The following is a 26,829-nucleotide window of genomic DNA, read 5'->3' on the forward strand; positions in this document are numbered from 1 at the left end:
TTCAAGCGACGGTCTCCTGAAGGGCTTGTTTTTTCTTCCAGCGCTGCCAGCGCCATTGCAGCCTCGGCCAGCCCGGGGCGGGCGTGGGTGCGACGACGATGCTCATCTGCCCGCTGGCGTGGGCGCTGCACGCGAAGCTGTAGGTCGACGCGACCTCGAAGGGCAGCCTGAAGCTCTGCCCCGGCATGATCAGCACGGGCCCGAACTGCTGTGGCACCTCGTCCCGGTTGCGCAGCAGCAGCACGTCGTTCAGGCCTAGCGTCAGATCGATGCGGTCGGGCAGGATCTCGACCTTGTTGCCGGCCATGCGGCGGGCGTAGGTGCCGGGCGGGATCTCGAACAGCTCGTCGCGCGTGGACAGGGCGACGGGCGCGAAGGCGGCCCAGGCGAGCGGGGCCAGCAGCAGCGCCGGCAGGAGCCAGAGCAGTCGTTTCACTTCGAGGCCAGCAGCAGCCGGAGGTCGTGGACGAAGTCCTTGGCCTCGTGACCGTAGGGCATCATGCCGCGCAGCTTGCCCGTGCGGTCGATCAGCCAGACCGACGTGGAGTGGTTCATGCCGTACGCGTTGCCCTGCTTGGGCGCAATCTTCTCGGCGACGACGCCGTAGCGCTTGCGCATCGCGGCCAGCGTGTCGGGCGTGTCGGTGCCGCCGATGAAGCTCGCATCGAAGGCGCCCAGGTACTTGCGGATGCGGGTGACGTCGTCGCGCTCCGGGTCCACCGTCACATAGACGACCTGCACGTCGGCCGCGTCGGCGCCCAGGTCCTTGCGCGCCTGGGCCAGCGTGGCCAGCGTCGTCGGGCAGACCTCGGGGCAGTTCGTGAAGCCGAACACCAGCAGCACCAGCTTGCCCTTGAAGCGCGCGAGCTTGAGTTCGGCGCCGTCGCTGCCCTTGAGCGTGAACTCGGGCGCGGGCTGGGCGGGCTCGAAGACGCCGGCCTTGAGCTGCGGCGTGATGGCCCGGGCGGCCAGCGGCAGCACGACGGCCAGCGACAACAACAGGTGGCGGCGCTTCATATCGGGATGGGTGCGGCCTTGGCCGCCTTGACGAAGCTCTCGTCGACGTATTTCTCGTAGGCCACCGGGGCCTTGAGCGTGCCGGCCTCGATGGACAGCTGCATCAGCTCGTCGAATTCGGCGCGGATCATGCGCAGGTCGCCGTAGGTCACGCGGTCCGTCGGGTTCTCCATCACGAAGCGCAGGATGTTGGGGTCCTGGTTGAAGAACTTGCGGCCGGCGGCGATCTGGATGGCCTTCTCGCGGTTGGCCTGCTGCAGGTCCAGCCAGTTGCCGGCGCCCTGCACATGGTTGACGAGATCCTGCACCAGCGGCCGGTTCTCCTTGATGAGCTCCTCGCGCACGGTCAGCACGCAGCAGATGTAGTTGCGCCACTCGTCGCGCGTCATGCGCAGCGGCCTGGCATAGCCGGCGCGCTGGGCCGCGGCACCAAAGGGCTCGCCGGTGCAATAGGCGTCCACGGCCTTGGCGTAGAGCGCGGCCGGCATGTCGGGCGGCGGCATCTCGATGATCTGGATGTCCTTCGGCGTCATGCCCTCCCGGGCCAGCATCTTGCGCAGGAACAGGAAGTCCACCGCAAAGCGGCTGGGGATGGCGATGCGCTTGCCCGCAAGGTCGCGGAACTTCTTGTAGGGCGAGTCGCTGCGCACCATGATGACGGCGCCGGAGCGGTGGCCCAGGGAGACGATCTTCACCGGGATGCGCTTGTCCGCCAGGTCCATCACCAGCGGCGCCAGCATGTAGGCCGCCTGGATGCGGCCCGTCATCAGCGATTCCTTGATTTCGGGCCAGCCGTTGTACTTGCTGTACTCGAACTGGAAGGCCGCGCTGCCGGCCGCCTTGTTGCTGGCGGCGCGCGCGGTGCAGGCGACGGGCAGGGTCAGGTTGCAGGTGACCGGCAGGCCGCCGACGGTCAGCGGCCCGGAGGAGGAGGCGGCGGCTGGCAGGCCGAGCGCGGGCAGGGCCGACGCGACGGCGCCGCGCAGCAGCTGACGGCGGCCGACGAGGGGCATGGGGGATTCGGTGGGCACGACGGATTCCAAGGCGAAGCGGCGCGACTCTGCCTGTCTGGCGCCGTCTGTCCATCCGGACTCACGAAATTGTGCCTACGTACCTATATTTGCGCCGGGCACGAAAAAGCCCGCACGGGGCGGGCTGGTGCGGCGGCGTGGCCGGGGCTGATGCCGACCCGCCTGCATGCGGGTCGGCCTTCGTCGGGCGTCGAACAAGCCGCTGGGCTTGTTCTCGGTCCCGACTCAGGGGTAGAGGCCGCGCTCCTCGCGCGCCTGCAGCACCCGCGTGCAGGCCACCGTGAAGGCGGCCGTGCGCAGCGCGATCTTGTGCTGCTCGCCGGTCTCCCAGATGTGCTTGAAGGCGCCGATCATGATCTTGTCCAGGCGCACATTGATCTCGTCCTCGGTCCAGAAGAAGGACGAGAAGTCCTGCACCCATTCGAAATAGGACACGGTCACGCCGCCGGCGTTGGCGATCACGTCGGGCACGACGACGATGCCGCGGTCGGTCAGCACGTCCTCGCCGTCGGGCGTGGTCGGGCCGTTCGCGCCTTCCAGCACGAGGCGGGTGCGGATGCGCTTGGCGCGCTCGGCGGTGATCTGGCCTTCCAGCGCGGCCGGGATCAGCACGTCGCTCTGCACGTCCCAGAAGTTCTCGTTGTCGATCTTGTCGGCACCGGCGAAGCCGGCCACGCCGCGGTACTTGGCGACGTGCTCCAGCAGGCTGGCCATGTCGAAGCCGTTCTCGTTCAGGATGGTGCCGGTGTGGTCCTGCACGCAGACGACCTTGGCGCCGTTGGCGGCGAACAGCTTGGCGGCGATGGAGCCGACGTTGCCGAAGCCCTGCACGGCGACGCGGGCGCCGTCCATGTCGATGTTCAGGCGGCGCATGGCCTCGCGGCCGACGACGAAGACGCCGCGGCCGGTGGCGGCCACGCGGCCCAGCGAGCCGCCCAGCGGGATGGGCTTGCCGGTGACGACGCCGGTCGCCGTCGCGCCGGTGTTCATCGAATAGGTGTCCATCATCCAGGCCATGATCTGGCCGTTGGTATTGACGTCAGGTGCCGGGATGTCCTGGTTGGGGCCGATGATGATGCCGATCTCGCTGGTGTACCTGCGCGTAACTTTCTCCAGCTCCTTCAGCGACAGCAGGCTGGGGTCCAGGCGGATGCCGCCCTTGGCGCCGCCATAGGGCAGGTTCACCGCGGCGTTCTTCACCGTCATCCAGGCCGACAGGGCCATCACCTCTTCCAGCGTGACGTCGGGGTGGTAGCGCACACCGCCCTTGCCGGGGCCGCGGGTCAGGCTGTGCTGGACGCGGAAGCCCTCGAAGTGGGCGATGGTGCCGTTGTCCAGCTCGATGGGGATGTCCACGATCAGCGCGCGCTTGGGGCGGCGCAGCGTCTCGACCCAGCGGCTCAGATGGCCCAGATAGGGTTCCACGGCGTCGATCTGCGACAGATACGTTCCCCACGGGCTGTTGCGCGTGGGCGAAACAAAGGACAGGTTGGGCATGAAATGCTCCGTAACTTTTAGTGGGGCGAACGGTAGCGCGAAGCTTCCCTCCGCCGCCAGGGCTTGTCTAGCCAAGTGCGTATGCGCTTATGCACGCAACGCATGGCATCGGTTTCCGGTGTCGGATTTCACGGCCGGGGCGCCCGGGCGGGAAGTCCTCCGCGGCCCGAATACCATCGCCCGGTGACCTCCCTGGACCTCGCCCTGCTCTATCTTGTCGCCGCGGTGCTCGGCGTGGTGGCCTGCCGTTCGCTGAAGCTGCCGCCCATGCTGGGCTACCTGGCCGTGGGCGTGCTGATCGGCCCGAATGCGCTGGCCTTCGCCCACGATTCGGCCAGCATCCAGTACCTGGCCGAGTTCGGCGTCGTCTTCCTGATGTTCGTCATCGGGCTGGAATTCAACCTGCCCAAGCTGCGCGCGCTGAAGACGGCCGTCTTCGGCCTGGGCCTGGCCCAGGTGGTGCTGACCATCGCCGGCGCCATCCTCGGCAACGCGCTGCTGGTGGCCGGCTTCGCGGCATTGGGCTGGGCCTGGGACCTGGGCTGGCGCGGCGCTCTCGTGCTGGGCGCGGCCATGGCGATGAGCTCCACTGCCATCGTCGTCAAGCTGATGGCCGAGCGGCTCGAGCTGGAGGGGCCGCACGGCCGGCTGGTCATGGGCGTGCTGCTGTTCCAGGACCTGGCCGTGGTGCCGCTGCTGGTGCTGATCCCGGCGCTGAACAGCGGCGCCGCCGGGATGGCCGACGCGCTGGCCGTGGCCGGCGTGAAGGCGGCCGTGCTGCTGGGCCTGCTGCTGTATGGCGGCCAGAAGCTGATGCGCTGGTGGCTGACGCTGGTCGCCCGGCGCAAGAGCGAAGAGCTCTTCATGCTCAACCTGCTGCTCGTCACCCTCGGCCTGGCCTGGCTGACCGAGCATGCCGGCCTGAGTCTGGCCCTGGGCGCCTTCGTCGCCGGCATGCTGATCGCCGAGACCGAATACAAGCACCAGGTCGAGACCGACATCCGGCCCTTCCACGACGTGCTGCTGGGCCTGTTCTTCATCACCATCGGCATGAAGCTGGACTGGCATCCGCTGGTGCACAGCTGGTGGCTGGTCGTGCTGCTGACGACCCTGCCCGTGCTGGCCAAGTTCGCGCTGATCGCCGCGCTGGCACGGCTGTTCAGGTCGCCGCCCGGCGTGGCCCTGCGCACCGGTCTCTACCTCGCCCAGGCCGGCGAGTTCGGCTTCGTGCTGCTGACGCTGGGCGCCCAGCAGAACCTGATCGGCGTGCCCTGGGTCAGCCCGGTGCTGGCCAGCATGGTGCTGTCCATGCTCGCGACGCCGCTGATCGTGATGTACAGCAACCGCATCGTCATGAAGCTCAGCAGCAGCGACTGGCTGATGCAGTCCGTGCAGCTGACCACCATCGCGAAGAAGTCCATCAAGAGCGAGGCCCACGTCATCATCTGCGGCTACGGCCGCTCGGGCCAGAACCTGGCACGCCTGTTGGACGGCGAGCACATCCCCTACATGGCGCTGGACCTCGACCCCGACCGCGTGCGCCAGGCCGCTGCGGCCGGCCAGAGCGTCGTGTTCGGCGACGCGGCCAAGGTGCAGAGCCTGATGGCCGCGGGCTTGGCGCGGGCCAGCGCCGTCGTCGTCAGCTACCCCGACACGCCCTCGGCGCTGAAGATCCTGCACCTCGTGCAGACCCATGCGCCCAAGGTGCCCGTCGTCGTGCGCACCATCGACGACAGCGACCTCGAGAAGCTGCGCGGCGCCGGCGCCACCGAGGTCGTGCCCGAGGCCATCGAGGGCTCGCTGATGCTGGCCTCGCACGCGCTGGCCCTGGTGGGCGTGCCGATGCGCCGCGTCATCCGCATCACGCGCGACGCGCGCGACAAGCGCTACGGCCTGCTGCGCGGCTACTTCCACGGCCAGGACGACGACACCGTCGACGAGCTGGACCAGGCGCGCCTCGCCTCCGTCACCCTGCCCACCGCCAGCGCGCACAGCGGCCGGCCGCTGGACGAGCTGGCCCTGCAGGCCCTCGGTGTCGCCGTGGTGTCACTGCGTCGCGCCAGTGGCAAGGGCCAGCCGGTGGACGGGGCGACGCTGGCCGGCGGCGACACCCTGGTGCTCAGCGGCACGCCGGCCGCGCTGGCCCTGGCCGAGGACAGGCTGCTGGTGGGCTGAACGCACCCACAGTTTTGATGCCTCGGTGACAAGTGCGCGGCCGCTGCTGCGCCAAACTGGCGCCACCCGCACTCGACACAAAGCCGCGCCATGAACTTCGACTACAGCCCCAAGGTCATGCAAGCGCAACAGCGCCTGCTCGCCTTCTTCGCCGAACACATCACCCCGAACGAGAGCCGCTATCTCGACGAGGTGGCCGCCAACCGCCGTGCCGGCAACCCCTGGATCGCGACCCGGGTCATCGAGGAGCTCAAGCCCAAGGCCCGCGCGGCCGGGCTGTGGAACCTCTTCCTGCCCAAGTCCAGTCGCGCGCCCGAGGGCCTGAGCAATCTCGAATACGCGCCGCTGTGCGAGATCATGGGCCGCGTCTTCTGGGCGCCCGAGGTCTTCAACTGCTCGGCGCCGGACACCGGCAACATGGAGACGCTGGAGCGCTACGCCAGCGAGGCGCTGAAGGACCGCTGGCTCGAGCCGCTGCTGCGCGGCGAGATCCGCTCGGCCTTCCTGATGACGGAGCCGGCCGTGGCCTCGTCGGACGCCACCAACATCGAATGCCGCATCGAGCGCGATGGCGACGACTACGTCATCAACGGCCGCAAGTGGTGGAGCTCCGGCGCCGGCGACCCGCGCTGCGCCGTCTACATCGTGATGGGCAAGACCAACCCCGAGGCCGGCAGGCACGAGCAGCAGTCCATGATCGTCGTGCCGGCCGATGCGCCCGGCATCACCGTCGTGCGCCCGCTGAACGTGTTCGGCTACGACGACGCGCCCCACGGCCACATGGAAGTGGAGCTGAAGAACGTGCGCGTGCCCGCCAGCAACATCCTGCTGGGCGAGGGCCGCGGCTTCGAGATCGCGCAGGGCCGCCTCGGCCCCGGCCGCATCCACCACTGCATGCGTTCCATCGGTGCGGCCGAGCGGGCGCTGGAGCTGATGTGCGAACGCGCCATCGCCCGCACCGCCTTCGGCAAGACCCTGGCCCAGCAGACCGTCACGCAGGAGCGCATCGCCGAGGCGCGCTGCATGATCGAGCAGGCCCGCCTGCTGACGCTGAAGGCCGCCTACATGATGGACACCGTGGGCAACAAGGTCGCCAAGGCCGAGATCGCGATGATCAAGATCGTCGCGCCCAACATGGCCCTGCAGGTCATCGACTGGGCCATCCAGGTCTTCGGTGGCGCGGGCGTTTCTGACGACACGCCGTTGGCCATGATGTGGGCCCACCAGCGCACGCTGCGCCTGGCCGACGGCCCGGACGAGGTGCACCGCAACTCGCTGGCCAAGCTGGAGCTGGCCAGCCACATGAAGCTGCCGGCGGACAAGGTCCGCATGCCCGTCACGCGAGGCGCCTGACGCCGCGCGGCAAGCCTGCGGCGGCTAGAGTCGGAGCTCCCTGAAAGGAGCCCGCCCCTGGTCACGCATGCCCACCCGCAGTTCGACCGCCGCGCTATTCTTGCGCTGCTGAGCGGCCTGGCCGGCTGCGGCGAGCCTGCGGGCCCGCAGCGCAGCCGCATCGACACCGCCTGGCACCGGGCCGACCTCGAGGCGCTGCTGCAGCGCTGGAGCCGGCATTCGCCCCGGCCCGATGGCAGCTTCCAGCTCGCCTTCGACCGCGCCTGGACGCCCCAGCCCCAGGCCGAGCTGGAGCTGACCGGCCAGGCCCGCCTCGTCTACGCCTTCGCGGCCGGTCACGAACTCACGCAGGAGCGGCGCTATCTCGACCTCGCCCGCCGTGGCGCGGACCTGCTGCTCGAGCGCTTCCACGACCCGCTGCACGGCGGCTTCTTCCACACGCTGGCGCCCGACGGCAGCCCACGCGCGATGCACAAGCGCGCCTACGGCCATGCCTTCGCGCTGCTGGCCCTGGCCGAGCTCTACCGCGTCGGCCGCGACGCCCGTCATCGCGATGCCGCGCTACGGGCCTGGGCCGAGATCGAGACCGGCTTCTTCGACGCCATGGGCGGCCTCGTCAACGAATGCGGGCGCGACTTCAAGCCCTTCCCCGGCGCGCGCACGCAGAACCCCGTCATGCACATGTTCGAGGCCGTGCTGGCGCTGGCCGAGGGCAGTGGCGACAAGGCCGCACAGGCCGGCGCGCGCCGCCTCGGCGACTTCGTCGCCTACCGGCTGCTGCAGGGCCAGGCCGAGTCCGACGGCGGCGGCGCGCGCATCCCCGAGTGGTACGACGAGGCCTGGAAGCCCCTGCCCAGCAAGGACGCCGGCGGCTACATCGACCTCGGCCACCAGTTCGAGTGGAGCCATCTGCTGACGACGGGCGCGGCCGTCTCGCCCGTCTACCCTCAGGTGGCCGAGCGCGTGCTGGCCTATGCGCTGGCCGCGGGCTATGACGAGATCGACGGCGGCTGCGGCACGCGTGCCTTCCCGGACGGCGCCAGGGCCGATGCCAGCAAGGGCTGGTGGCAGCAGGCCGAATGCCTGCATGCGCTGCTCGTCGCGGCCCAGGCCAGCGGCCGCAACGACCTGTGGCGGCGCTACGAGCAGACGCTGGGCCTCGTGCGGGAGCAGCTCGTCGACGCCGGGCAGGGCGGCTGGCAGGCCGCCTATGCGCTGCCCTGCAGGAGCGGCGGCTGCAAGGACGAGCAGCCCGACCCGTATCACATGGTGCGGCTGCACCAGGCGGCGCTGAAGCTCGCAACCTGAGCGCCTGCTGTTGCTCAGGCTCGACAGCAGCCCTCGACCGCATGCCCCCGCGCATCGCAGTCGCGCGCTGATCGGCCCTTGTGCCCCTGGGAGAGCTCGGGGCTAACCCGGACACGCGATGCGCAAACCAGCATCGAGAAGTCCAAAAATGTGATTAGTCGCGGATCGGTCGCTTCCCTAGCATGACTTCATACCCCAGCTCCACAGGCCCGCCACAGAGGTCCTGGGCGGTTGCAGAGGTTGGTCGCTCCCTCCAATAACGATCCCGGAGACAAGATGAAGAAATCTGCCATGGTGCTGCGTGCAGGCACCGACAACCGGCGCTTCGCGCTGCGCCTGACGGCCGCCGCCGCGCTCGCCGCCCTGTCCACCATCGCCGTGGCCCAGGAAGCCGCGAAGACCGAGACGCAGCTGGAAACGGTGACCGTCACCGGCGTCAAGGCCTCGCTGACCAAGAGCCTGGCGGTCAAGCGCACCAGCGACCAGGTCGTGGAATCGGTCGTCGCCGAAGACATCGGCAAGCTGCCCGACAACAACGTCGTCGAAGCGTTGCAGCGCGTGACGGGCATCCAGGTCACGAACCGCGCGGGCGGCGAGGTCGGCACCCTGTCCATCCGCGGCATGCCCGACGTCGAAACCACCTGGAACGGCCGCAACATCTTCACGGCGTCCGGCACGCAGGTCGCGTTGCAGGACATCCCCTCGACGCTGGTGCGCCAGATCGACGTCTTCAAGACGCGCGACGCCAGCCAGCTGGAAACCGGCATCGCCGGCCAGATCGACGTCAAGTCGCTGCGCCCCTTCGATTTCAAGGGCCGGAAGATCTCCCTGTCGGCGCGTGAAACCTATCTCGATCCCGCGAAGAAGGCGAATCCGCAGCTCAGCGCCATGTTCAGCGACCGCTGGACGACCGGCGCCGGCGAATTCGGCGCGCTGGTCAATCTGTCGGAGACCAAGACGCAATACCGCAACGAAAGCGTGACGCCGGGCGCCATGGTGCCGTTCGCCAGCCCCAATGCCGGCGAAGACCCGGCGGGCTACACGCCGCTGCAGCGCATCTTCGACACCTCGGTCTGGACGCCCGGCACCCATACCGGCCTGCCGGAGGCGGCGGGCTCGACGCTGAATTTCAACGGCAAGGCCTATCCCTACTACCTGTCGCGCGACGCCGTCTTCCAGAGCGACGTCCAGGGCAAGCGGGAGCGCCCGGCCGCGAACCTCGCGCTGCAGTGGAAGCCCAACGACGACGCGGTGTACACCTTCGAGGCGATGTACAACGGCTATCGCGACAAGACCTTCAACCAGCTGCTGTTCAGCTTCGTCGACTGGTGGGGCAATCTGGGGAGCAACCCCGCGGGGTCGATCACGACCTACCCGGGCACGAACATCGTCAAGACCCGTACGAACGTCGGTTCGGTCTACGGCTTCAACAGCGGCGACTACACCACCTCGGCCACCGACTCCTATGTCTACGCGCTGAACGGCAAGTGGAACCTGGGTGACCGCCTGCGCCTGGACGGCGACCTGTCCTACCAGACCAGCACCTACCACTCGGAATTCACCGCCACCCGGATCGATCGTGTGGCAGATGCCATCAGCGTCGACTTCAATTCCGGCGGCGGCAATATGTCGTTCCACTTCAACGACGATGCCAAGCTGGTCGACCCGACCCAGTGGAACGTGGCGCAGTTCTACGACAACGCCAACCGCAACCAGGGCAGTGCCGCGACGGCCAACCTGTCGGGCACCTACGACGCCGACTGGGGCGCGGTGAAGACACTGCATTTCGGCGCGCGCTTCGACGACCGCAAGGCGTCTGAAGCCAACCGGACGCAATCGAGCTTCCTGGGCCGCAGCCTGTCCTCGCTGGGCTCGAACTACTACTGGACCAACTCGGGCTTCGGCACGGACATCTCGAGCGTTCCGCGCACATGGCTGGAACCCAACGCCTATTACATCCGCGACCATATCGACGACTGGCGCAAGCTCTACCACTCGGTCGACGCGAATTTCCAGACGACGGACCAGCTGCATCTGCAGAAGACCTTCGACGTCGACGAAAAGACCAGCAACCTCTATCTGATGGCGGATACCGAGAACGAACTGTTCGGCCATCACCTGAAGGGCAATTTCGGCGTGCGCTACACGAATGTCGGCACCGACATGACCTTCTACAAGGTCGATGCCACGACCAAGGTGGTCACGCCGTCCAGCGCCAGCAAGTCGACCGGCAAGTTCCTGCCCAGCCTGACCCTGCGCTACGACCCGGCCAAGGACGTGCTGCTGCGCTTCAACTACGGCGAAACGCTGCGCCGCCCGAACTTCGGCGACCTGAACCCCGTGCTGCAACTCGGTGACGACGTCTCCAAGGTCGGCTATGGCTCGGGCAGCGGCGGCAACCCCGACCTGAAGCCGACGCGCTCCAAGAACCTCGACCTGACGGCCGAGTGGTATTTCCAGAAGGACAGCGCGCTCTACGGCACGGCGTTCACGCGCCGGATCGAAGGCCTGGTGGTGGGCCTGCGTCACAAGGTTCACGTCGATCGGGCCAACGACCCGTTCGCCAACTCGACCTCGGGCGGCGACCACAGCAACGGCTACGACTACGTCATCAACTCGCCGGTCAACGCCTCCAACGGCAGGATCAGCGGCTTCGAACTGGGCACGATCTACTTCCCGAAGGGTCTGCCGTGGGTTCTGGACGGCTTGGGCTTCCAGGGCAGCTACACGCAGCTGACCTCGTCGCAGAACGTGCCCGACGCCAACGATGCCGGCGTCGTCGTCGCCCAACTCAAGACCCCGTTCTTCGGCGTGTCGAACCGCTCCTACAACGCCACGCTGGCCTACGAAAAGGGCCCGGTCGGCGCGCGCCTGTCCTATGTTTGGCGCTCCGGCTTCCTGGCCGCCAACGAGGCCGCCCTGTTTGCCAACCCGATCGGCATCTGGCGCCAGCCGGAACACAGCCTGGATTTCCAGCTGACCTACAACATCAACGATCGCATGTCCTTCGATGTCAGCGGCGTCAACCTGACGAACGAGAAGCAGCAGCAGTACTACCACTTCGGCGATGCGGGCAGCCCGCAGACGACCAATTTCGGTACGGTCCAGATCGGCCGCTCGTTCTCGGCCGGGTTCCGCTGGAAGCTGTAAGCCGACGGCCCTTGGCCTGTCCAGGGCGTTGCAGGGGCCTCCCCGGCAACGCCCTTTTTCCTTCCTGCCGTACATCCCATGTCCGACCTGCTTGAGCCGCTGATCCGCCAGCGCGCCGACCCCCACATCTCCCGTCACGCCGACGGCTTCTATTACTTCACCGCCTCGGTGCCGCAGTACGACCGCATCGAGGTGCGCCGTGCGACCACCCTCGAAGGCCTGGTGGACGCGCCGGTCTTCGACGTCTGGCACAAGCCCGACACGGGGCCCTGGTCCGAGCTGATCTGGGCGCCGGAGCTGCATTTCAACGACGGCGCCTGGTATGTCTACTTCGCCGCGGCGCCGACGCGGGCCCTGGACGGGCTGGGCATGTTCCAGCACCGCATGTACGCGATCCGCAACAGCGCGGCCGACCCGCTCGGCGGGCCCTGGGAGTTCCTCGGCCCCGTCGACACGGGCATGGACAGCTTCTGCCTGGACGCCACCACCTTCACGCATCGCGGCCGGCTCCACTACCTGTGGGCGCAGAAGGACCCGGCCATTGCCGGCAACTCCAACCTCTACATCGCGGCTATGAAGACGCCCTGGCAGCTCGCCGGCGCGCCGGTGCTGCTCAGCCGGCCCGAGTTCGACTGGGAATGCCGCGGCTTCCTTGTCAACGAGGGGCCGTCGGTGCTGATCCGCAACGGCCGCGTCTTCATCAGCTACTCGGCCAGCGCGACGGACGAGAACTATGCGATGGGCCTGTTGTGGGCGGACGAGGGCGCCGACCTGCTCGACCCGAGGAGCTGGCGCAAGTCCGCCGAGCCGGTGATGTGCAGCTGCGCCGAGGACAGCGTCTTCGGCCCCGGCCACAACAGCTTCACGGTGGGCGCCACGCCCGACGAGGTGCTGCTGGTCTTTCACGCCCGCACCTACACCGAGATAGCGGGCGACCCGCTGTGGAACCCCGACCGCCATACCTTCGTGAAGCCGCTGCGCTGGAGTGCCGACGGCATGCCGCTGTTCGGCAAGCCCTCCCGCCGCGACTGATACCGGTTTCCATATCGGTACACGGAGGAAATTGATTGGATTGCAATTCCACCGGCTCCTAGCATCGTCTTGCAATGCCCCCTGCGGGGCAAAGAACACCCAGTCCCGAGACAAGACCCATGACGACTGACGACAAGAAGCGCAAGGTCAAGCTGCGTTCCGCCGAGTGGTTCGGCACCCAGGACAAGAACGGTTTCATGTACCGCTCCTGGATGAAGAACCAGGGCATCCCCGACCACGAGTTCCAGGGCAAGCCCATCATCGGCATCTGCAACACCTGGAGCGAGCTGACGCCCTGCAACGCCCACTTCCGCAAGCTGGCCGAGCATGTCAAGCGCGGCATCATCGAGGCGGGCGGCTGGCCGGTGGAGTTCCCGGTGTTTTCCAACGGCGAGAGCAATCTGCGCCCCACGGCCATGCTGACGCGCAACCTCGCCAGCATGGACGTCGAGGAGAGCATCCGCGGCAATCCGATGGACGCCGTCGTGCTGCTGGTGGGCTGCGACAAGACCACGCCGGCCCTGCTGATGGGCGCGGCCAGCGTCGACGTGCCGGCCATCGTCGTCACCGGCGGGCCCATGCTCAACGGCAAGCTGGGCGGCAAGAACATCGGCTCGGGCACGGCCGTGTGGCAGCTGCACGAGCAGGTCAAGGCCGGCGAGATCAGCATGCACGACTTCATGGCCGCCGAGGCCGGCCACTCGCGCTCGGCCGGCACCTGCAACACCATGGGCACGGCGAGCACCATGGCCTGCATGGCCGAGGCGCTGGGTACGTCATTGCCGCACAACGCCGCCATCCCCGCCGTCGATGCACGCCGTTATGTGCTGGCCCATCTGTCCGGCATGCGCATCGTCGAGATGGTCTGGGAGGAGCTGACGCTGTCCAAGGTGCTGACCAAGCATGCCTTCGAGAACGCCATCCGCGTCAACGCCGCCATTGGCGGCTCCACCAATGCCGTGATCCACCTGAAGGCCATCGCCGGCCGCATCGGCGTGGACCTGGAGCTGGAGGACTGGACCCGCATCGGCCGCGGCACGCCCACCCTCGTCGACCTGCTGCCCTCGGGCCGCTTCCTGATGGAGGAGTTCTATTACGCCGGCGGCCTGCCCGCCGTGCTGCGCCGCCTGGGCGAGGCCGGCCTGCTGCCGCACAAGGATGCATTGACCGTCAACGGCAAGAGCCTGTGGGAGAACGTCGTCGACGCGCCCATCTACGACGACGAAGTCATCCGCACGCTGGACAACCCCCTCATCGAGGACGGCGGCATCTGCATCCTGCGCGGCAACCTCGCGCCGCGCGGCGCCGTGCTCAAGCCCTCGGCCGCCACGCCCGAACTGATGAAGCACCGCGGCCGCGCCGTCGTGTTCGAGAACTTCGAGGACTACAAGGCGCGCATCGTCGACCCTGCTCTCGACGTCGACGCCAGCTCCGTCCTCGTCATGAAGAACTGCGGCCCCAAGGGCTACCCCGGCATGGCCGAGGTCGGCAATATGGGCCTGCCACCCAAGCTGCTGGCGGCCGGCGTGAAGGACATGGTGCGCATCTCCGACGCACGCATGAGCGGCACGGCCTACGGCACCGTCGTGCTGCATGTCGCGCCCGAGGCCCGTGCCGGCGGCCCGCTGGCCGTCGTGCGGGAGGGCGACTTCATCGAGCTGGACTGCGCGGCCGGCCGCCTGCACCTGGACATCTCCGATGCCGAGCTGGCGCAGCGCCTGGCCGACTGGGCCGCGGCCCAGACCATCGACCCGCAGGACGCCAGCGGCTACCGCCAGCTCTACGTCCAGCATGTGCTGCAGGCCGACGAGGGCTGCGACTTCGACTTCCTGCGCGGCAAGCGCGGCTCGGCCGTGCCGCGCCATTCACATTGAAATCACCATGAGCAACACCATCCAGGGTCTGGCGCTGATCGGCGGCCAGGCCGTGCGCGGCAACGGCGCCGCCTTCCAGGCCTTCGACCCGGGCAGGAACGAGGCCCTCGGCCCCGACTTCAACGCCGTCGATGGGCCCCAAGTCAACGAAGCCTGCGTGCTGGCCGGTGCCGCCTTCGACGCCTTCCGCGCGACGACCGACCACGAGCGCGCCGACCTTCTCGACCTGATCGCGGCCCAGATCCTCGCGCTGGGCGACGAGCTCATCGCCCGTGCGATGGCCGAGACCGGCCTGCCGCGCGCCCGCCTCGAAGGTGAGCGTGGCCGCACGATGAACCAATTGAAGCTGTTCGCCGAGCTGCTGCGAGAAGGCTCCTGGCAGGACGCCCGTATCGACACCGCCCTGCCCACGCGCACGCCGCCGCGGCCCGACCTGCGCCTGCGCTTCGTCGGCGTCGGCCCGGTGGCCGTGTTCGGCGCCAGCAACTTCCCGCTGGCCTTCTCGGTCGCCGGCGGCGACACCGCGGCTGCCCTGGCCGCCGGCTGCCCCGTCGTCGTGAAAGCGCACTCGGCCCACCCGGGCACGTCGGAACTCGTCGGCCGCGCGGTCGTCGAGGCCGTGCGCCAGGCTGGCCTGCCGGCCGGCGTGTTCGCGCTGCTGACCGGCAGCGGCCACGGCATCGGCGACACCCTGGTGCGCCACCCGGCCATCCAGGCCGTCGGCTTCACCGGCTCGCGCAGCGGCGGCATGGCGCTGATGGCCGCCGCCGCGGCCCGGCCGCAGCCGATTCCCGTCTATGCCGAGATGAGCAGCATCAATCCCGTCGTCCTGCTGCCCGGCGCCCTCAGCCGCCGCGGCGCCGACATCGCGACCGGCTTCGCCGCCTCGCTGACGATGGGCGTGGGCCAGTTCTGCACCAACCCCGGCCTGGTGCTGGGCATCGCCGGCCCCGACTTCGACCGCTTCGCCGCCGCTGCCGCCGAGGCCCTCAGGCCCGTGCCCGCCGCGACCATGCTGACCCCCGGCATCGCCGGCGCCTACCAGCGCGGCGAGGAGCAACTCGCCGGCCAGCCGGCCGTGGACAGCCTGCTGCGCGGTGAGTCCGCTGGCTGCCAGGGCGCGCCCAGCCTGTTCAAGACCAGCGGCGCGGCCTTCCTGGCCAACCACGCGATGTCGGCCGAGATCTTCGGCCCCGCCTCGCTGCTGGTCGCCTGCCGCGACCTGGACGAGCTGCTCGCCGTCGTCGAGGGCCTGGAGGGCCAGCTCACCGCCACGCTGCAGCTGCAGGACGACGACGAGGCCGACCTCGCTGCCGCGCGCCGCCTGCTGCCCGCGCTGGAGCGCAAGGTCGGCCGCATCCTGGCCAACGGCTACCCGACCGGCGTCGAGGTGTCGACGGCCATGGTGCACGGCGGCCCCTTCCCGGCCACGAGCGATGGCCGCAGCAGCTCGGTCGGCACCGCGGCCATCGAGCGCTTCCTGCGCCCGGTCTGCTACCAGAACCTGCCGCGTGCGCTGCTGCCGGCCGTGCTGCGCGAGCCCAACGAGCGCGGCGTCTGGCGGCGCCGCGATGGCGCACTGACGCGCAATTGACGCGTCAGGCCCTGACAGAACAACGAAGGAGACAAGAGACATGAAGAAGCCACTGCTGGCCCTCGCGGCGAGCCTGGCCTGGGCCTGCGCCGCCCAGGCCGCCGACATCAAGCTGGTCGTCAATGCCGACCAGCCCGGCCCCGTCATCCACCGCAACATCTACGGCCAGTTCGCCGAGCACCTGGGTACCGGCATCTACGAGGGCATGTGGGTCGGCCCCGAGTCCAAGATCCCCAATGTGCGCGGCTGGCGCAAGGACGTCGTCGCGGCGCTGAAGGAACTCAAGGTGCCGCTGGTGCGCTGGCCCGGCGGCTGCTTCGCCGACGAATACCACTGGCGCGAAGGCATCGGCCCGCGCAAGCAACGCCCGGTCAAGGTCAATACCACCTGGGGTGGCGTGGCGGAGAACAACGCCGTCGGCACGCACGAGTTCTTCGACCTCGTCGACCAGCTCGGCGCCGAGGCCTATGTGAACGGCAACATGGGCACGGGCAGCCCGCAGGAAATGGCCGAGTGGCTGGAGTACATGACGGCCGAGGGCCACTCCACGCTCGCGGACCTGCGCCGCAAGAACGGCCACGACAAGCCGTTCAAGGTGAGCTACTTCGCCGTCGGCAACGAGACCTGGGGCTGCGGCGGCAATATGCGGCCCGAGTACTACGCCGACATGTACCGACACTGGGCGACCTTCCTGAAGACGCCCGAGAACAACCGGCCCAAGTTCGTCGCCAGCGGCGGCAACGACCAGGACACCACCTGGGAGGACGTGCTCAGCAAGAGCGTGCGCTTCAACTTCGACGCCATCTCCCACCACGCCTACACCTTCCCCAGCGGCCAGTGGGAGCCCAAGGGCCCGGCGGCCGGCTTCCCCGAGGCCGAGTGGATCTCCATGCTGTCGCAGGTCAGCAAGATCGACAGCACGCTGACCAAGACCGCGGCCGTTCTCGACAGGAACGACCCGAAGAAGCGCCTGGAGATCTACTTCGACGAATGGGGCAGCTGGTACGACCCCGAGCCCGGCAGCAACCCCGGCTTCCTCGTGCAGCGCAACACGCTGCGCGACGCGCTGCTGGCGGCCCTGCATTTCAACGTGTTCCACGCCCACGCCGACCGCGTGAAGATGACCAACGTCGCGCAGATGGTCAACGTGCTGCAGGCCATGATCCTCACCAGCAGGGACAAGCTGGTGCTGACGCCGACCTACCACGCGTTCGCGCTCTACACGCCCTTCCAGGACGCGACCTCGCTGCCCGCGACGATCGAGAACAACCCGGTCTACAAGGTCGGCGCGACCGAGATGCCCGAGCTCAGCGCCACCGCCGCGCGCGGCAGGGACGGCAAGCTCTACGTCGGCGTCGTGAACTCCAACGCCACGCAGGGCGCGGAGCTGGTGCTGCAGGTCGGCGCGAATGCACCGAAGTCCGTCAAGGGCCGCCTGCTGACCGCCACCGCGATGGACGCACAGAACGAGCTCGGCAAGGCGCCCCAGGTCACGCCCGTGGCCTACGAGGCCCAGGCCGTCGACGGCAGGCTCACGCTGAAGCTGCCGGCCAAGTCCATCGTCGTCGTCGCGGTCGAGGGCTGACGGCTCCATCGACCGGCGACTTCCGCTGACCCGCAACACCTGGCCCGCCATGCTGCTTGCCCAGGCGTTGCGCTGCGTCCGTGCCTCACACGCGGCATATCAAAACCAGGATCGCCCGCGCCTGCAATGTCATTGGTGCGCCGCCGCCGAGCCTCCTAGGCTGCGCCGGCATCCACCACCCGACCCGGAGACAAACACATCATGGCCCTTCAGAACCGACGCAACTTCCTCGCGGGTTCTGCCGCCCTCGCCCTGACCGCCTGCGGCGGTGGTGGCGGTGGTGGTGGCAACACCAGCACGGGAACCGGCACTGGCACCGGCACTGGCACTGGCACAGGTACCACCACGACCAACCCCAACCCGGTCCAGACCGCGCTGAGCTTCGGCAACGCTTCGGTCCACGACCCATCCGTCATCAAGACCAGCGGCACCTACTACGTCTTCGGTTCCCACCTCGCGGCGGCCAAGACGACGGACCTGATGAACTGGACCAAGCTGGCCGACGGCGTCGACAACAACAACCCCTTGTTCGGCGACAAGGTGACGACCGAGCTGGCCGCCACCTTCGCGTGGACCACGGTGACCGACTTGTGGGCGCCGGACGTGGAGCAGCTGCCCGACGGCAAGTTCTACTACTACTACTGCTCCTGCCAGGGCAGCAGCCCGCTGTCCGCGCTGGGCGTGGCCGTGGCCGGCAATGTCGAAGGGCCGTACGCGAACAAGCAGATCCTGCTGAAGTCCGGCATGGTGGGCGTGTCCGAGGACGGCACCCCCTACGACGCGACCAAGCACCCCAACGTCGTCGATCCGCAGGTCTTCAAGGACGCGGCGGGCAACTGGTGGATGGTCTATGGCTCCTACTCGGGCGGCATCTTCATCATGGCGATGGATGCGACGACGGGCTTGGCCCAAGCCGGCCAGGGCTATGGCAAGCACCTGATGGGCGGCAACCATGCCGAGATCGAGGGCGCCTACATCCTCTACAGCCCGACGAGCAAGTACTACTACCTGTTCACGTCCTGGGGCGGCCTGGCCGCCAACGGCGGCTACAACGTGCGCATCGCACGCTCGCTGGCGCCGGACGGCCCCTACCTGGACGGCTTCGGCACCGACATGGCCACCGTCAGGGCCAGCGTGCCCTTCGACCGGCCCAGCATCCAGAACTACGGCATGAAGATGATGGGCGGGCACGACTACGTCAATGCCGCCTTCGAGACCGGCACCCCGCTGGGCTATGTGTCGCCGGGCCACAACTCGGCCTACTACGAGGCGACGACGGACCAGTACTTCATCATCTTCCACTCGCGCTTCCCCGGCACCGGCGAGTACCACGAGCTGCGCGTGCACGAGATGCACCTGAACGAGGACGGCTGGCTGGTCATCGCGCCGCTGCGTTATGCGCCGCTGAGCCTGGCCAGCCCCGCGCAGACCGCCGACGTCAGCGCCGCGCAGGCGGCCGGCACCTACAAGCTCGTCAACCACGGCAAGGACATCACGGCGGTGAGCAAGACCTCCATCGTCGTGACGCTCAACACCGACGGCACGGTCGGCGGCAGCGGCGGCATGACCGGAACCTGGACGCACAACGGCAACAACAAGCTCACCGTGGTGAGCGGCGGCGTCACCTACAAGGGCGTGCTGTCCCGGCAATGGAACACGAACTCCAGCGCCTTCGTCGTGGGCTTCAGCGTGCTGTCGTCGACGGCAAGCACCGCAGCGGCAACTGGAGTCGCGCTCTGGGCCGTCCGCTTGAGCGCCTGACCGTGAAACGCCTGCTCGCCGCCCTTGCCATCGCGCTGTGTGCTCACGGCGCGGTTGCGGCAACGCAGGCCTTCCCGCTGGACCGGGTGCGCCTGCAGGACGGGCCCTTCCTCGACGCCCAGGACACCGACCTGCACTACCTGCTGGCCCTCGACCCCGAGCGCCTGCTCGCGCCCTTCCGGCGCGAGGCCGGCCTGCCGGTGCCGGTGCCCAGCTATGGCAACTGGGAGTCCTCGGGCCTGGACGGCCATATGGGCGGCCACTACCTGTCGGCGCTGGCGCTGATGTGGGCCGCCACCGGCGACGCCGAGGTCAGGCAGCGCCTCGACCACTTCGTCGCCGAGCTCAAGCGCTGCCAGGACGCGATCGGCAGCGGCTATCTCGGCGGCATCCCCGATGGCGCCCAGGCCTGGGCCGAGATCGCCCGTGGCGAGCTGAAGGTCGACAGCTTCTCCGTCAATGGCCGCTGGGTGCCCTGGTACAACCTGCACAAGCTCTTCGCCGGCCTGCGCGACGCCTGGGTGCATGCCGGCAATGCCGACGCCAGGGCCATGCTCGTGCGCCTGTCCGACTGGGCACTGCAGCTCACCGCGCAGCTGAGCGACGCGCAGATGCAGGACATGCTGCGCGCCGAGCAGGGCGGCATGAACGAGGTGCTGGCCGACGTGTCCGAGATGACCGGCGACCCGCGCTACCTCGCGCTCGCGCAGCGCTTCTCTCACCAGGCCCTGCTCAAGCCGCTCGCCGAGGGGCGCGACGTGCTGACCGGCCTGCACGCCAACACGCAGATCCCCAAGGTCATCGGTTTCGAGCGAATTGCGCAATTGAGCGCAGACGACGAAGGCCGGCGCGCCGCCGAGTTCTTCTGGCACGACGTCGTCGAGAAACGCAGCGTCGCCATCGGCGGCAACAGCGTAAAGGAACACTTCCACGCGGCCGACGACTTCCGGCCCATGCTGGACGAGGTGGAAGGCCCCGAGACCTGCAACAGCTACAACATGCTGAAGCTGACCGCGCTGCTGCAGCACGAGTCGCCCGAGGTCGGCAGCTACGCGGACTTCTACGAGCGCACCCTCTACAACCACATCCTCGCGGCCCAGCATCCCGGCGACGGCGGCTTCGTCTACTTCACGCCGATGCGGCCCCAGCACTACCGCGTCTACTCGCAGGTGGATCAGGGCATGTGGTGCTGTGTCGGCTCGGGCCTGGAGAGCCATGCCCGCCACGGCGAGTTCATCTACGCCCACGACGGCGACACGCTCTACGTCAACCTCTTCATCGCCTCCACGCTGGACTGGCGCGAGCGCGGCGTCCATGTCACGCAGAGCACCCGCTTCCCCGACGAGGCGCGCACGCGGCTGACCGTGAATGACGCGGGCGAGTTCGCGCTGAAGATCCGCTACCCCGGCTGGGTCGCGCCGGGCGCGCTGAAGCTCAGGCTCAACGGCAGGGCCGTCGCCGTGAAGGCCGGGCCCGGCCGCTATGTCGAGCTGCGCCGCCGCTGGGCCGCGGGCGACCAAGTCGACGTCGAGCTGCCGATGCGCACGACGCTGGAGCCCATGCCGGGCCTGAAGAACTACGTCGCGGTGCTGCACGGCCCCATCGTGCTGGCCGCCAGGACGCCGCAGCCCGGCGAGACCCTGAGCTTCCGTGCCGACGACTCGCGCATGGGCCATATCGCCCAGGGGCCTGTCTGCCCGCAGGAGGCCGCGCCGGTCTTCGTCAGCGACCGCGCCGACTTCATCCGGCGCTTGCGGCCCGTGCCCGGCCAGCCGCTGACCTTCACGGCGCCCGGCCTCATCCAGGGTGGCCCGGGCGCCGACAAGCTCAAGCTCATCCCCTTCTTCCGCCTGCACGGCTCGCGCTACATGATCTATTGGGCGCGCAGCACACCGGCCCGGCAGAGCCTGCTGCGCGACGAGCTGGCAAGGGCCGAAGCGGCCCGCCTCGCGCTGGACGCGCAGACCATCGACCAGGTCGCGCCCGGCGAGCAGCAGCCCGAGTCCGACCACGGCTTCCAGGGCGAAGGCGTCGAGAGCGGCATCGCGCCCGCCGGCCGCTGGCGGCATGCGCGGCAGTGGTTCGGCTATGTGCTGAACGACCCGCAGGCAGCGGGCCGCATGCTGCGTCTGAGCTTTGCCAAGGGCGACGCCGGCCGCCGCTTCGACCTTGTCGTCAACGGCCACCTCATCGCGCAGATCGAGCTGGCCGTCGTCGACACGCCGGGCGAGCTCTACACCCGCGACTTCGCGCTGCCCGCCGACCTGGCCCGCAGCGCCGACGGCAAGCTCGCCCTGAAGTTCATCGCCCAGCCGGGCTCCATCGCCGGCAGCCTCTACGGCCTGCGGCTGCTGCGCTAGACAGCCTTCCACCCACGGAGACAAACCATGAAATTCCGCATCGCCCGCCGCACGCTGCTCGCCGCCGCGCTGTCCCTGCCCGCCTTGGCCGCCGTCGCCGCGCCGTTGGTGCTCGGCTTCTCCCAGGTCGGCGCCGAGAGCGAATGGCGCAGCGCGAACACGGCCTCCATCAAGGCCGCGGCCAAGGAGGCCGGCGTCACGCTGAAGTTCGCCGACGCGCAGCAGAAGCAGGAGAACCAGGTCAAGGCCATCCGCAGCTATATCGCGCAGAAGGTCGACGTCATCGCCTTCTCGCCGGTCGTGGAGAGTGGCTGGGACACGGTGCTGAAGGAGGCCAAGGCCGCCGGCATCCCCGTCATCCTGACCGACCGCGCCGTCAAGGTGGCCGATCCCTCGCTCTACGTCAGCTTCATAGGCTCCGACTTCGTCGAGGAGGGCCGCCGGGCCGGGCGCTGGCTGCTGGAGCGCGCCGCCAAGACGCCGAACGCGTCGCTGAACATCGTCGAGCTGCAGGGCACCGTGGGCTCGGCGCCGGCCCTGGACCGCAAGAAGGGCTTCGAGGAGGTCATCAAGGGCAACCCAAAGCTGCAGATCATCCGCTCCCAGTCCGGCGAGTTCACGCGCGCCAAGGGCAAGGAGGTGATGGAGGCCTTCCTGAAGGCTCGCGACAAGAAGATCGACGTGCTCTATGCGCACAACGACGACATGGCCATCGGCGCGATCCAGGCCATCGAGGAGGCGGGGCTGAAGCCGGGCGTCGACATCGCCATCGTCTCCATCGATGGCGTGCGCGGGGCTTTTGAGGCGATGAAGGCGGGCAAGCTGAACGTGACCGTCGAGTGCAACCCGCTGCTGGGGCCGCAGTTGATGCAGCTGGCCAGGGATGTGGCGGCGAAGAAGCCAGTCGAGAAGCGGATCACGGTGAACGAAGGAGTGTTTCCGGCCGAAGTGGCGGCGAAAGAGTTGCCGAACCGGAAGTACTGATGCTTGCTCGTGGAGGTGGGATGCCTTTGCTGTCGGCCTTGGCGTTCGATGCATCGCGCCGGGGGAACTCCCTGCACCACTCTTCGCACCAAACCGAAGGGTCCATGACGTGACAAAGACAAAGCCCGTGCTGGAACTCTCCGGCCTCCACAAATCCTTCCCCGGCGTCAAAGCCCTCAGCAACGTCAGCCTTCGCCTCTTCCCCGGCGAAGTCCACGCATTGATGGGCCAGAACGGCGCCGGCAAGTCGACGCTGATCAAGGTGCTGACCGGCCTCTACCAGCCCGACGCCGGCAGCATCACCCTCGACGGCAGCCACATCGCCCCCAAGCGCACCGAGGACGCCCAGGCCCACGGCATCCGCACCGTCTACCAGGAGGTCAACCTCTGCCCCAACCTCAGCGTGGCGGAGAACATCTGCGCCGGCCGCTTCCCTCAGCGCTGGGGCCGCATAGCCTGGCCCGCCGTCAACGCGGAAGCGAAGCGCGTGCTCGCGCAGATGGACCTCGACATCGACGTGACCGCGCCGCTGTCGCGCTACTCGCTGTCCGTGCAGCAGATGGTGGCCATCGCCCGCGCGCTGCGCATCTCGGCGCGCGTGCTCATCCTCGACGAGCCCACGTCCAGCCTCGACGACGCGGCCGTGCAGCGCCTCTTCGCGGTGCTGCGCCGCCTGCGCGACCAGGGCCTGGCCATCCTCTTCGTCACCCACTTCCTCGACCAGACCTATGCGCTGGCCGATCGCATCACCGTCATGCGCAACGGCGAGACCGAGGGCGAATACCTGGCCAGCGAGCTCGGCCGCCTGGCCCTGGTCAACAAGATGGTGGGCGCGCCGCCCGACCAGCAAGCCTCCCGCCTGGACAGCCGCGCCCCGCAGACCGGCGCCCCTGTGCTGCGCGCCGAGGGCCTGGGCCGGCGCGGCGCGCTACACCCCCTCGACCTGGAACTGCGCGGCGGCGAGGTGCTGGGCCTGGCCGGCCTGCTGGGCTCGGGCCGCACCGAGGCGGCGCGGCTGCTGTTCGGCGCCGACGCGGCCGACGCCGGCCATGTCGACATGCAGGGCCGCAGGCGCCGCTGGCGCTCGCCGCGCGAGGCCATCGCCGCCGGCATCGCCTTCTGCTCCGAGGACCGCAAGCACGAGGGCGCCGTCCTCGAACTCTCGGTGCGCGACAACATCCTGCTCGCGCTGCAGGCCCGCGCCGGCCTGCGCCTGGTCATGAACCGCGAGCAGCAGCAGGCCCTGGCGGAGGACTACATCGGGCGCCTGGACATCAAGACGGCGAGCGCCGACACGCCCATTGGCCAGCTTTCCGGCGGCAACCAGCAGAAGGCCCTGCTCGCCCGCTGGCTGGCCACGCGGCCGGCCGTCCTCATCCTCGACGAACCCACGCGCGGCATCGACGTGCGCGCCAAGGAGGACCTGATGGACATGGTCCGCGCCCTCGCCCACGGCGCCGATGGGCAGGGCATGGCCATCGTCTTCATCTCTTCCGAACTGCCCGAGGTCCTGCACTGCAGCGACCGCCTCCTGGTGCTGCGCGACCGCCGCGCCGCCGGCGTCTACCGCCGCGGCGAGCTGGACGAGCGCAGCGTGCTCGAGGTCATCGCCGCCGAGCCAGCCACCGCCGAAGCCGCATGAATTCCCCCAGCCTTTCCATGTCCACCCCAAGCGCCCGCACCAAGGCCTGGAACCATCCCCTCGCGCGGCCCGTCGCGGCGCTCGCGCTGCTGCTCGCCGTCGCGGCCGCCTGCGTGCCCGGCTTCCTGCATCTCGAGATCAAGGACGGCCACCTCTACGGCAACCTCATCGACATCCTGCACCGCGCGGCGCCCCTGATGCTCGCGGCGCTCGGCATGACCCTGGTCATCGCCACGCGCGGCATCGACGTGTCGGTGGGCGCCGTCGTCGCTATCGCCGCCGCGGTGGGCTGCGTGCTCGTCGGCTCGCAGGGCCTGGCGATCGCCATCGCCGCGGCCCTGGGCGCCGCGCTGCTGTGCGGCCTGTGGAACGGCCTGCTCGTCGCCGCCCTGGGCCTGCAGCCCATCATCGCGACGCTGATCCTGATGGTCGCCGGCCGCGGCCTCGCCCAGCTGCTGACCGACGGCCAGATCATCACGGTCTACGAGCCGGTGAGCTTCTTCTGGCTGGGCGGCGGCCATCTGCTCGGTCTGCCGGTGTCGCTGTTCGTCGTCGCCGCGGTGGCCGGCCTCACGGCGCTGCTGATGAAGCGCACGGCCCTGGGGCTCTTCATCCAGGCCGTCGGCATCAACCCCGTGGCCGCGCGCCTGGCCGGCGTGCGCACCGCGGCCATCGTGTTCTTCGTCTATGTCTACTGCAGCCTCGGTGCGGGCCTGGCCGGGCTGATGATCTCGTCCAACATCAGGAGCGCCGACGCCAACAACGCCGGCCTGCTGCTGGAGCTGGACGCCATCCTCGCGGTCACCCTCGGCGGCGGGCAGCTGGGCGGCGGCCGGTTCAGCTTGGCCGGCAGCCTCGTCGGCGCCCTCATCATCCAGACGCTGACCTCCGCCATCTACGCGCTGGGCGTGCCACCCCAGGTGACGATGGTCGTCAAGGCCATCGTCGTGTTCGCGGTCTGCATCTCGCAGTCCCCGGTCTGGTCCACGCGGAGGTCCCAATGAAACAGGCCTTGCGCAGGGCCGTGGCGGCCCCCTCCTTCACCAGCTGGGTCAGCGTCGCGCTGATGGCGGCGCTGTTCGGCGCCGGCGCCGGCAGCTACACCGGCTTCGCCTCCACGCAGGTGGTGCTCAACCTGCTCATCGACAACGCCTTCCTGCTCGTCATCGCGGTGGGCATGAGCTTCGTCATCCTGTCCGGCGGCATCGACCTGTCGGTGGGCTCGGTGCTGGCGCTGACGACGATGGTCAGCGCCTGGCTGCTGCAGGTGGCGCACTGGCCGGCCGAAGCGGTCATCGCCCTCGCCCTGGTCGGCGGCGCGGCCTTCGGCGCGTTGCAGGGCGTAGTGATCCATGTGTTCAAGCTGCAAGCATTTATCGTCACGCTGGCCGGCATGTTCCTGGCGCGCGGCCTGTGCTTCCTGATCAGCGTGGACAGCATCACCATCGACGCGCCGCTGTTCGTCACGCTGTCGCAGACGCAGATCCCCTTGCCGGGCCCCTTCAGCGGTGCCTTCCTGTCGCCCGGTGCGCTCATTGCGCTCGTCGTGCTGGCCGCGGGCCTCTACGTCGCGCACTGCACCGCCTTCGGCCGCGGCGTCTACGCGCTGGGCGGCAGCGAGGCCTCGGCGCTGATGATGGGCTTGCCCGTGGGCCGCACCAAAGTCGCCGTCTACGCGCTCAGCGGCTTTTGCGCGTCACTGGCCGGCCTGCTGTTCGCCTTTTACATGCTCAGCGGCTATGGCCAGCATGCCCAGGGCGTGGAGCTGGACGCCATCGCCGCGGTCGTCATCGGCGGCACCGTGCTGACCGGCGGCTATGGCTATGTGGCCGGCGCGCTGTCGGGCGTGCTGGTGCTGGGCCTGATACAGACGTTGATCGCGTTCGACGGCACGCTCAGCTCCTGGTGGACCAAGATCGTCATCGGCGGGTTGCTGTTCCTGTTCTGCGCGGTGCAGCGCCTGCTGGCGCCGCGGGCGAAGCATTAGCGCCGCCCGGGCCGCGAGTGCCGTGACGCCCAGCATCGCCGCCATGTGAACGCCGACGACCGCCAGCGCCAGCGCGAGCGAGCCCGAGGCCGTGATCTCGCGTGCGGGCGACGCGCTCAGGCACAGCGGCAGCAGGGCCGGCAGCAGCATCAGGCCGCTGCCGTGGACGGTGGCGATGCCGAAGGACCACAGCCCCAGCCCGAGCTGCCCGGCCCGCCGCGTCAGCGCGAGCTTGAGCAGCAGGCCGGCGAGCCCGGCGCCGGCCAGCCAGGGCAGGTGCTCCATCGCCAGCCCCGCGGCCACCAGCGCGGCCACCAGGGCCACCGAGGCCGCGTGGCCCAGGGCCAGCGGCAGCAGCGCGCGCAGCGCCTCGCGGCGGTCGTGCCGGCCGCAGGCCGCCGCCAGCGCCCAGCCCGTGCAGGGGTTGAGGCCGTGCAGCGCGCCGGCGCCGGCCACGGCGAGCCAGGGCGCGATGCCGA

The 26,829-nt window shown here is 69.0% G+C and carries 18 protein-coding genes; 14 read left to right on the top strand and 4 right to left on the bottom strand.

Annotated features, from left to right (window positions below):
• Position 1 precedes the first annotated feature (1 nt).
• The 4 genes from EV671_RS08045 to EV671_RS08060 all read right to left on the bottom strand — a co-directional run bounded on the left by EV671_RS08045 (position 2) and on the right by EV671_RS08060 (position 3,545).
• A complete protein-coding gene (locus EV671_RS08045; protein ID WP_243655642.1) occupies positions 2–436 on the bottom strand; it encodes a cupredoxin domain-containing protein in 435 nt (144 codons plus the stop codon).
• Positions 433–1,017 carry an SCO family protein gene (locus tag EV671_RS08050; RefSeq protein WP_132570789.1) on the bottom strand — a complete coding sequence of 195 codons (585 nt, stop codon included), beginning with the start codon at positions 1,015–1,017 and terminating at the stop codon, positions 433–435. Before EV671_RS08050 ends, EV671_RS08045 begins: the two co-directional genes overlap by 4 nt.
• Complete coding sequence (locus EV671_RS08055) at positions 1,014–2,048, bottom strand: ABC transporter substrate-binding protein (RefSeq protein ID WP_243655643.1); 1,035 nt, start codon at positions 2,046–2,048, stop codon at positions 1,014–1,016. The genes EV671_RS08050 and EV671_RS08055 overlap by 4 nt, the downstream gene beginning before the upstream one ends.
• A 225-nt stretch (positions 2,049–2,273) precedes the next feature.
• A complete protein-coding gene (locus EV671_RS08060) occupies positions 2,274–3,545 on the bottom strand; it encodes a Glu/Leu/Phe/Val family dehydrogenase (protein ID WP_132570790.1) in 1,272 nt (423 codons plus the stop codon).
• A gap of 183 nt (positions 3,546–3,728) precedes the next feature.
• Here EV671_RS08060 and EV671_RS08065 point away from each other — a divergent pair, with 183 nt between their 5' ends.
• From EV671_RS08065 to yjfF, 14 genes are all read left to right on the top strand, one after another.
• The gene (locus EV671_RS08065; protein ID WP_132570791.1) at positions 3,729–5,720 is read left to right on the top strand and encodes a monovalent cation:proton antiporter family protein; all 1,992 of its coding nucleotides are present in this window, start codon (positions 3,729–3,731) and stop codon (positions 5,718–5,720) included.
• A 90-nt stretch (positions 5,721–5,810) separates the two neighbouring features.
• The gene (locus EV671_RS08070; RefSeq protein ID WP_132570792.1) at positions 5,811–7,073 is read left to right on the top strand and encodes an acyl-CoA dehydrogenase family protein; all 1,263 of its coding nucleotides are present in this window, start codon (positions 5,811–5,813) and stop codon (positions 7,071–7,073) included.
• Between the two features lie 294 nt (positions 7,074–7,367).
• Complete coding sequence (locus EV671_RS08075; protein ID WP_243655655.1) at positions 7,368–8,381, top strand: AGE family epimerase/isomerase; 1,014 nt, start codon at positions 7,368–7,370, stop codon at positions 8,379–8,381.
• A gap of 276 nt (positions 8,382–8,657) precedes the next feature.
• Positions 8,658–11,531: a TonB-dependent receptor gene (locus EV671_RS08080; protein WP_243655644.1), complete on the top strand. Its 2,874-nt coding sequence runs from the start codon at positions 8,658–8,660 to the stop codon at positions 11,529–11,531.
• A gap of 78 nt (positions 11,532–11,609) precedes the next feature.
• Positions 11,610–12,563: a glycoside hydrolase family 43 protein gene (locus EV671_RS08085; protein ID WP_132570794.1), complete on the top strand. Its 954-nt coding sequence runs from the start codon at positions 11,610–11,612 to the stop codon at positions 12,561–12,563.
• Positions 12,564–12,682: 119 nt separating this feature from the next.
• Entirely contained in the window at positions 12,683–14,437 is a 1,755-nt protein-coding gene (locus tag EV671_RS08090) for an IlvD/Edd family dehydratase (protein ID WP_132570795.1), read from the top strand.
• Between the two features lie 7 nt (positions 14,438–14,444).
• Positions 14,445–16,031 (top strand): aldehyde dehydrogenase (NADP(+)), encoded by a 1,587-nt coding sequence (locus EV671_RS08095; RefSeq protein ID WP_132570796.1) that lies wholly within the window; start codon positions 14,445–14,447, stop codon positions 16,029–16,031.
• 40 nt (positions 16,032–16,071) lie between these two features.
• On the top strand, positions 16,072–17,616 hold the full coding sequence (locus EV671_RS08100) for an alpha-N-arabinofuranosidase (protein WP_132570797.1): 1,545 nt from the start codon (positions 16,072–16,074) through the stop codon (positions 17,614–17,616).
• 201 nt (positions 17,617–17,817) lie between these two features.
• Positions 17,818–19,377, top strand: coding sequence for a glycoside hydrolase family 43 protein (locus EV671_RS08105; protein WP_132570798.1), 1,560 nt, complete (start codon positions 17,818–17,820; stop codon positions 19,375–19,377).
• Between the two features lie 2 nt (positions 19,378–19,379).
• Positions 19,380–21,737 (top strand): glycoside hydrolase family 127 protein, encoded by a 2,358-nt coding sequence (locus EV671_RS08110; RefSeq protein WP_243655645.1) that lies wholly within the window; start codon positions 19,380–19,382, stop codon positions 21,735–21,737.
• A 27-nt stretch (positions 21,738–21,764) separates the two neighbouring features.
• Entirely contained in the window at positions 21,765–22,721 is a 957-nt protein-coding gene (locus EV671_RS08115; protein WP_132570800.1) for an ABC transporter substrate-binding protein, read from the top strand.
• Positions 22,722–22,830: 109 nt separating this feature from the next.
• Positions 22,831–24,363, top strand: a complete 1,533-nt coding sequence (locus tag EV671_RS08120; protein ID WP_243655646.1) for a sugar ABC transporter ATP-binding protein — start codon at positions 22,831–22,833, stop codon at positions 24,361–24,363.
• 17 nt (positions 24,364–24,380) lie between these two features.
• Entirely contained in the window at positions 24,381–25,367 is a 987-nt protein-coding gene (locus EV671_RS08125) for an ABC transporter permease (RefSeq protein ID WP_243655647.1), read from the top strand.
• A complete protein-coding gene (gene yjfF / locus EV671_RS08130; RefSeq protein WP_132570802.1) occupies positions 25,364–26,350 on the top strand; it encodes a galactofuranose ABC transporter, permease protein YjfF in 987 nt (328 codons plus the stop codon). Before EV671_RS08125 ends, yjfF begins: the two co-directional genes overlap by 4 nt.
• The last annotated feature ends 479 nt before the right edge of the window (positions 26,351–26,829 follow it).

The sequence above is a fragment of the Roseateles saccharophilus genome (genome assembly GCF_004342485.1).
Taxonomy (GTDB): domain Bacteria; phylum Pseudomonadota; class Gammaproteobacteria; order Burkholderiales; family Burkholderiaceae_C; genus Pelomonas; species Pelomonas saccharophila.

What these genes read in the sequence shown, in the direction of transcription:
- EV671_RS08090 (WP_132570795.1), top strand. Translation starts at nt 12,683, where the DNA reads ATGACGACTGACGACAAGAAGCGCAAGGTCAAGCTGCGTTCCGCCGAG.
- EV671_RS08100 (WP_132570797.1), top strand. Translation starts at nt 16,072, where the DNA reads ATGAAGAAGCCACTGCTGGCCCTCGCGGCGAGCCTGGCCTGGGCCTGC.
- EV671_RS08105 (WP_132570798.1), top strand. Translation starts at nt 17,818, where the DNA reads ATGGCCCTTCAGAACCGACGCAACTTCCTCGCGGGTTCTGCCGCCCTC.
- EV671_RS08070 (WP_132570792.1), top strand. Translation starts at nt 5,811, where the DNA reads ATGAACTTCGACTACAGCCCCAAGGTCATGCAAGCGCAACAGCGCCTG.
- EV671_RS08095 (WP_132570796.1), top strand. Translation starts at nt 14,445, where the DNA reads ATGAGCAACACCATCCAGGGTCTGGCGCTGATCGGCGGCCAGGCCGTG.
- EV671_RS08050 (WP_132570789.1), bottom strand. Translation starts at nt 1,017, where the DNA reads ATGAAGCGCCGCCACCTGTTGTTGTCGCTGGCCGTCGTGCTGCCGCTG.
- EV671_RS08085 (WP_132570794.1), top strand. Translation starts at nt 11,610, where the DNA reads ATGTCCGACCTGCTTGAGCCGCTGATCCGCCAGCGCGCCGACCCCCAC.
- EV671_RS08060 (WP_132570790.1), bottom strand. Translation starts at nt 3,545, where the DNA reads ATGCCCAACCTGTCCTTTGTTTCGCCCACGCGCAACAGCCCGTGGGGA.
- EV671_RS08080 (WP_243655644.1), top strand. Translation starts at nt 8,658, where the DNA reads ATGAAGAAATCTGCCATGGTGCTGCGTGCAGGCACCGACAACCGGCGC.
- yjfF (WP_132570802.1), top strand. Translation starts at nt 25,364, where the DNA reads ATGAAACAGGCCTTGCGCAGGGCCGTGGCGGCCCCCTCCTTCACCAGC.
- EV671_RS08125 (WP_243655647.1), top strand. Translation starts at nt 24,381, where the DNA reads ATGTCCACCCCAAGCGCCCGCACCAAGGCCTGGAACCATCCCCTCGCG.
- EV671_RS08115 (WP_132570800.1), top strand. Translation starts at nt 21,765, where the DNA reads ATGAAATTCCGCATCGCCCGCCGCACGCTGCTCGCCGCCGCGCTGTCC.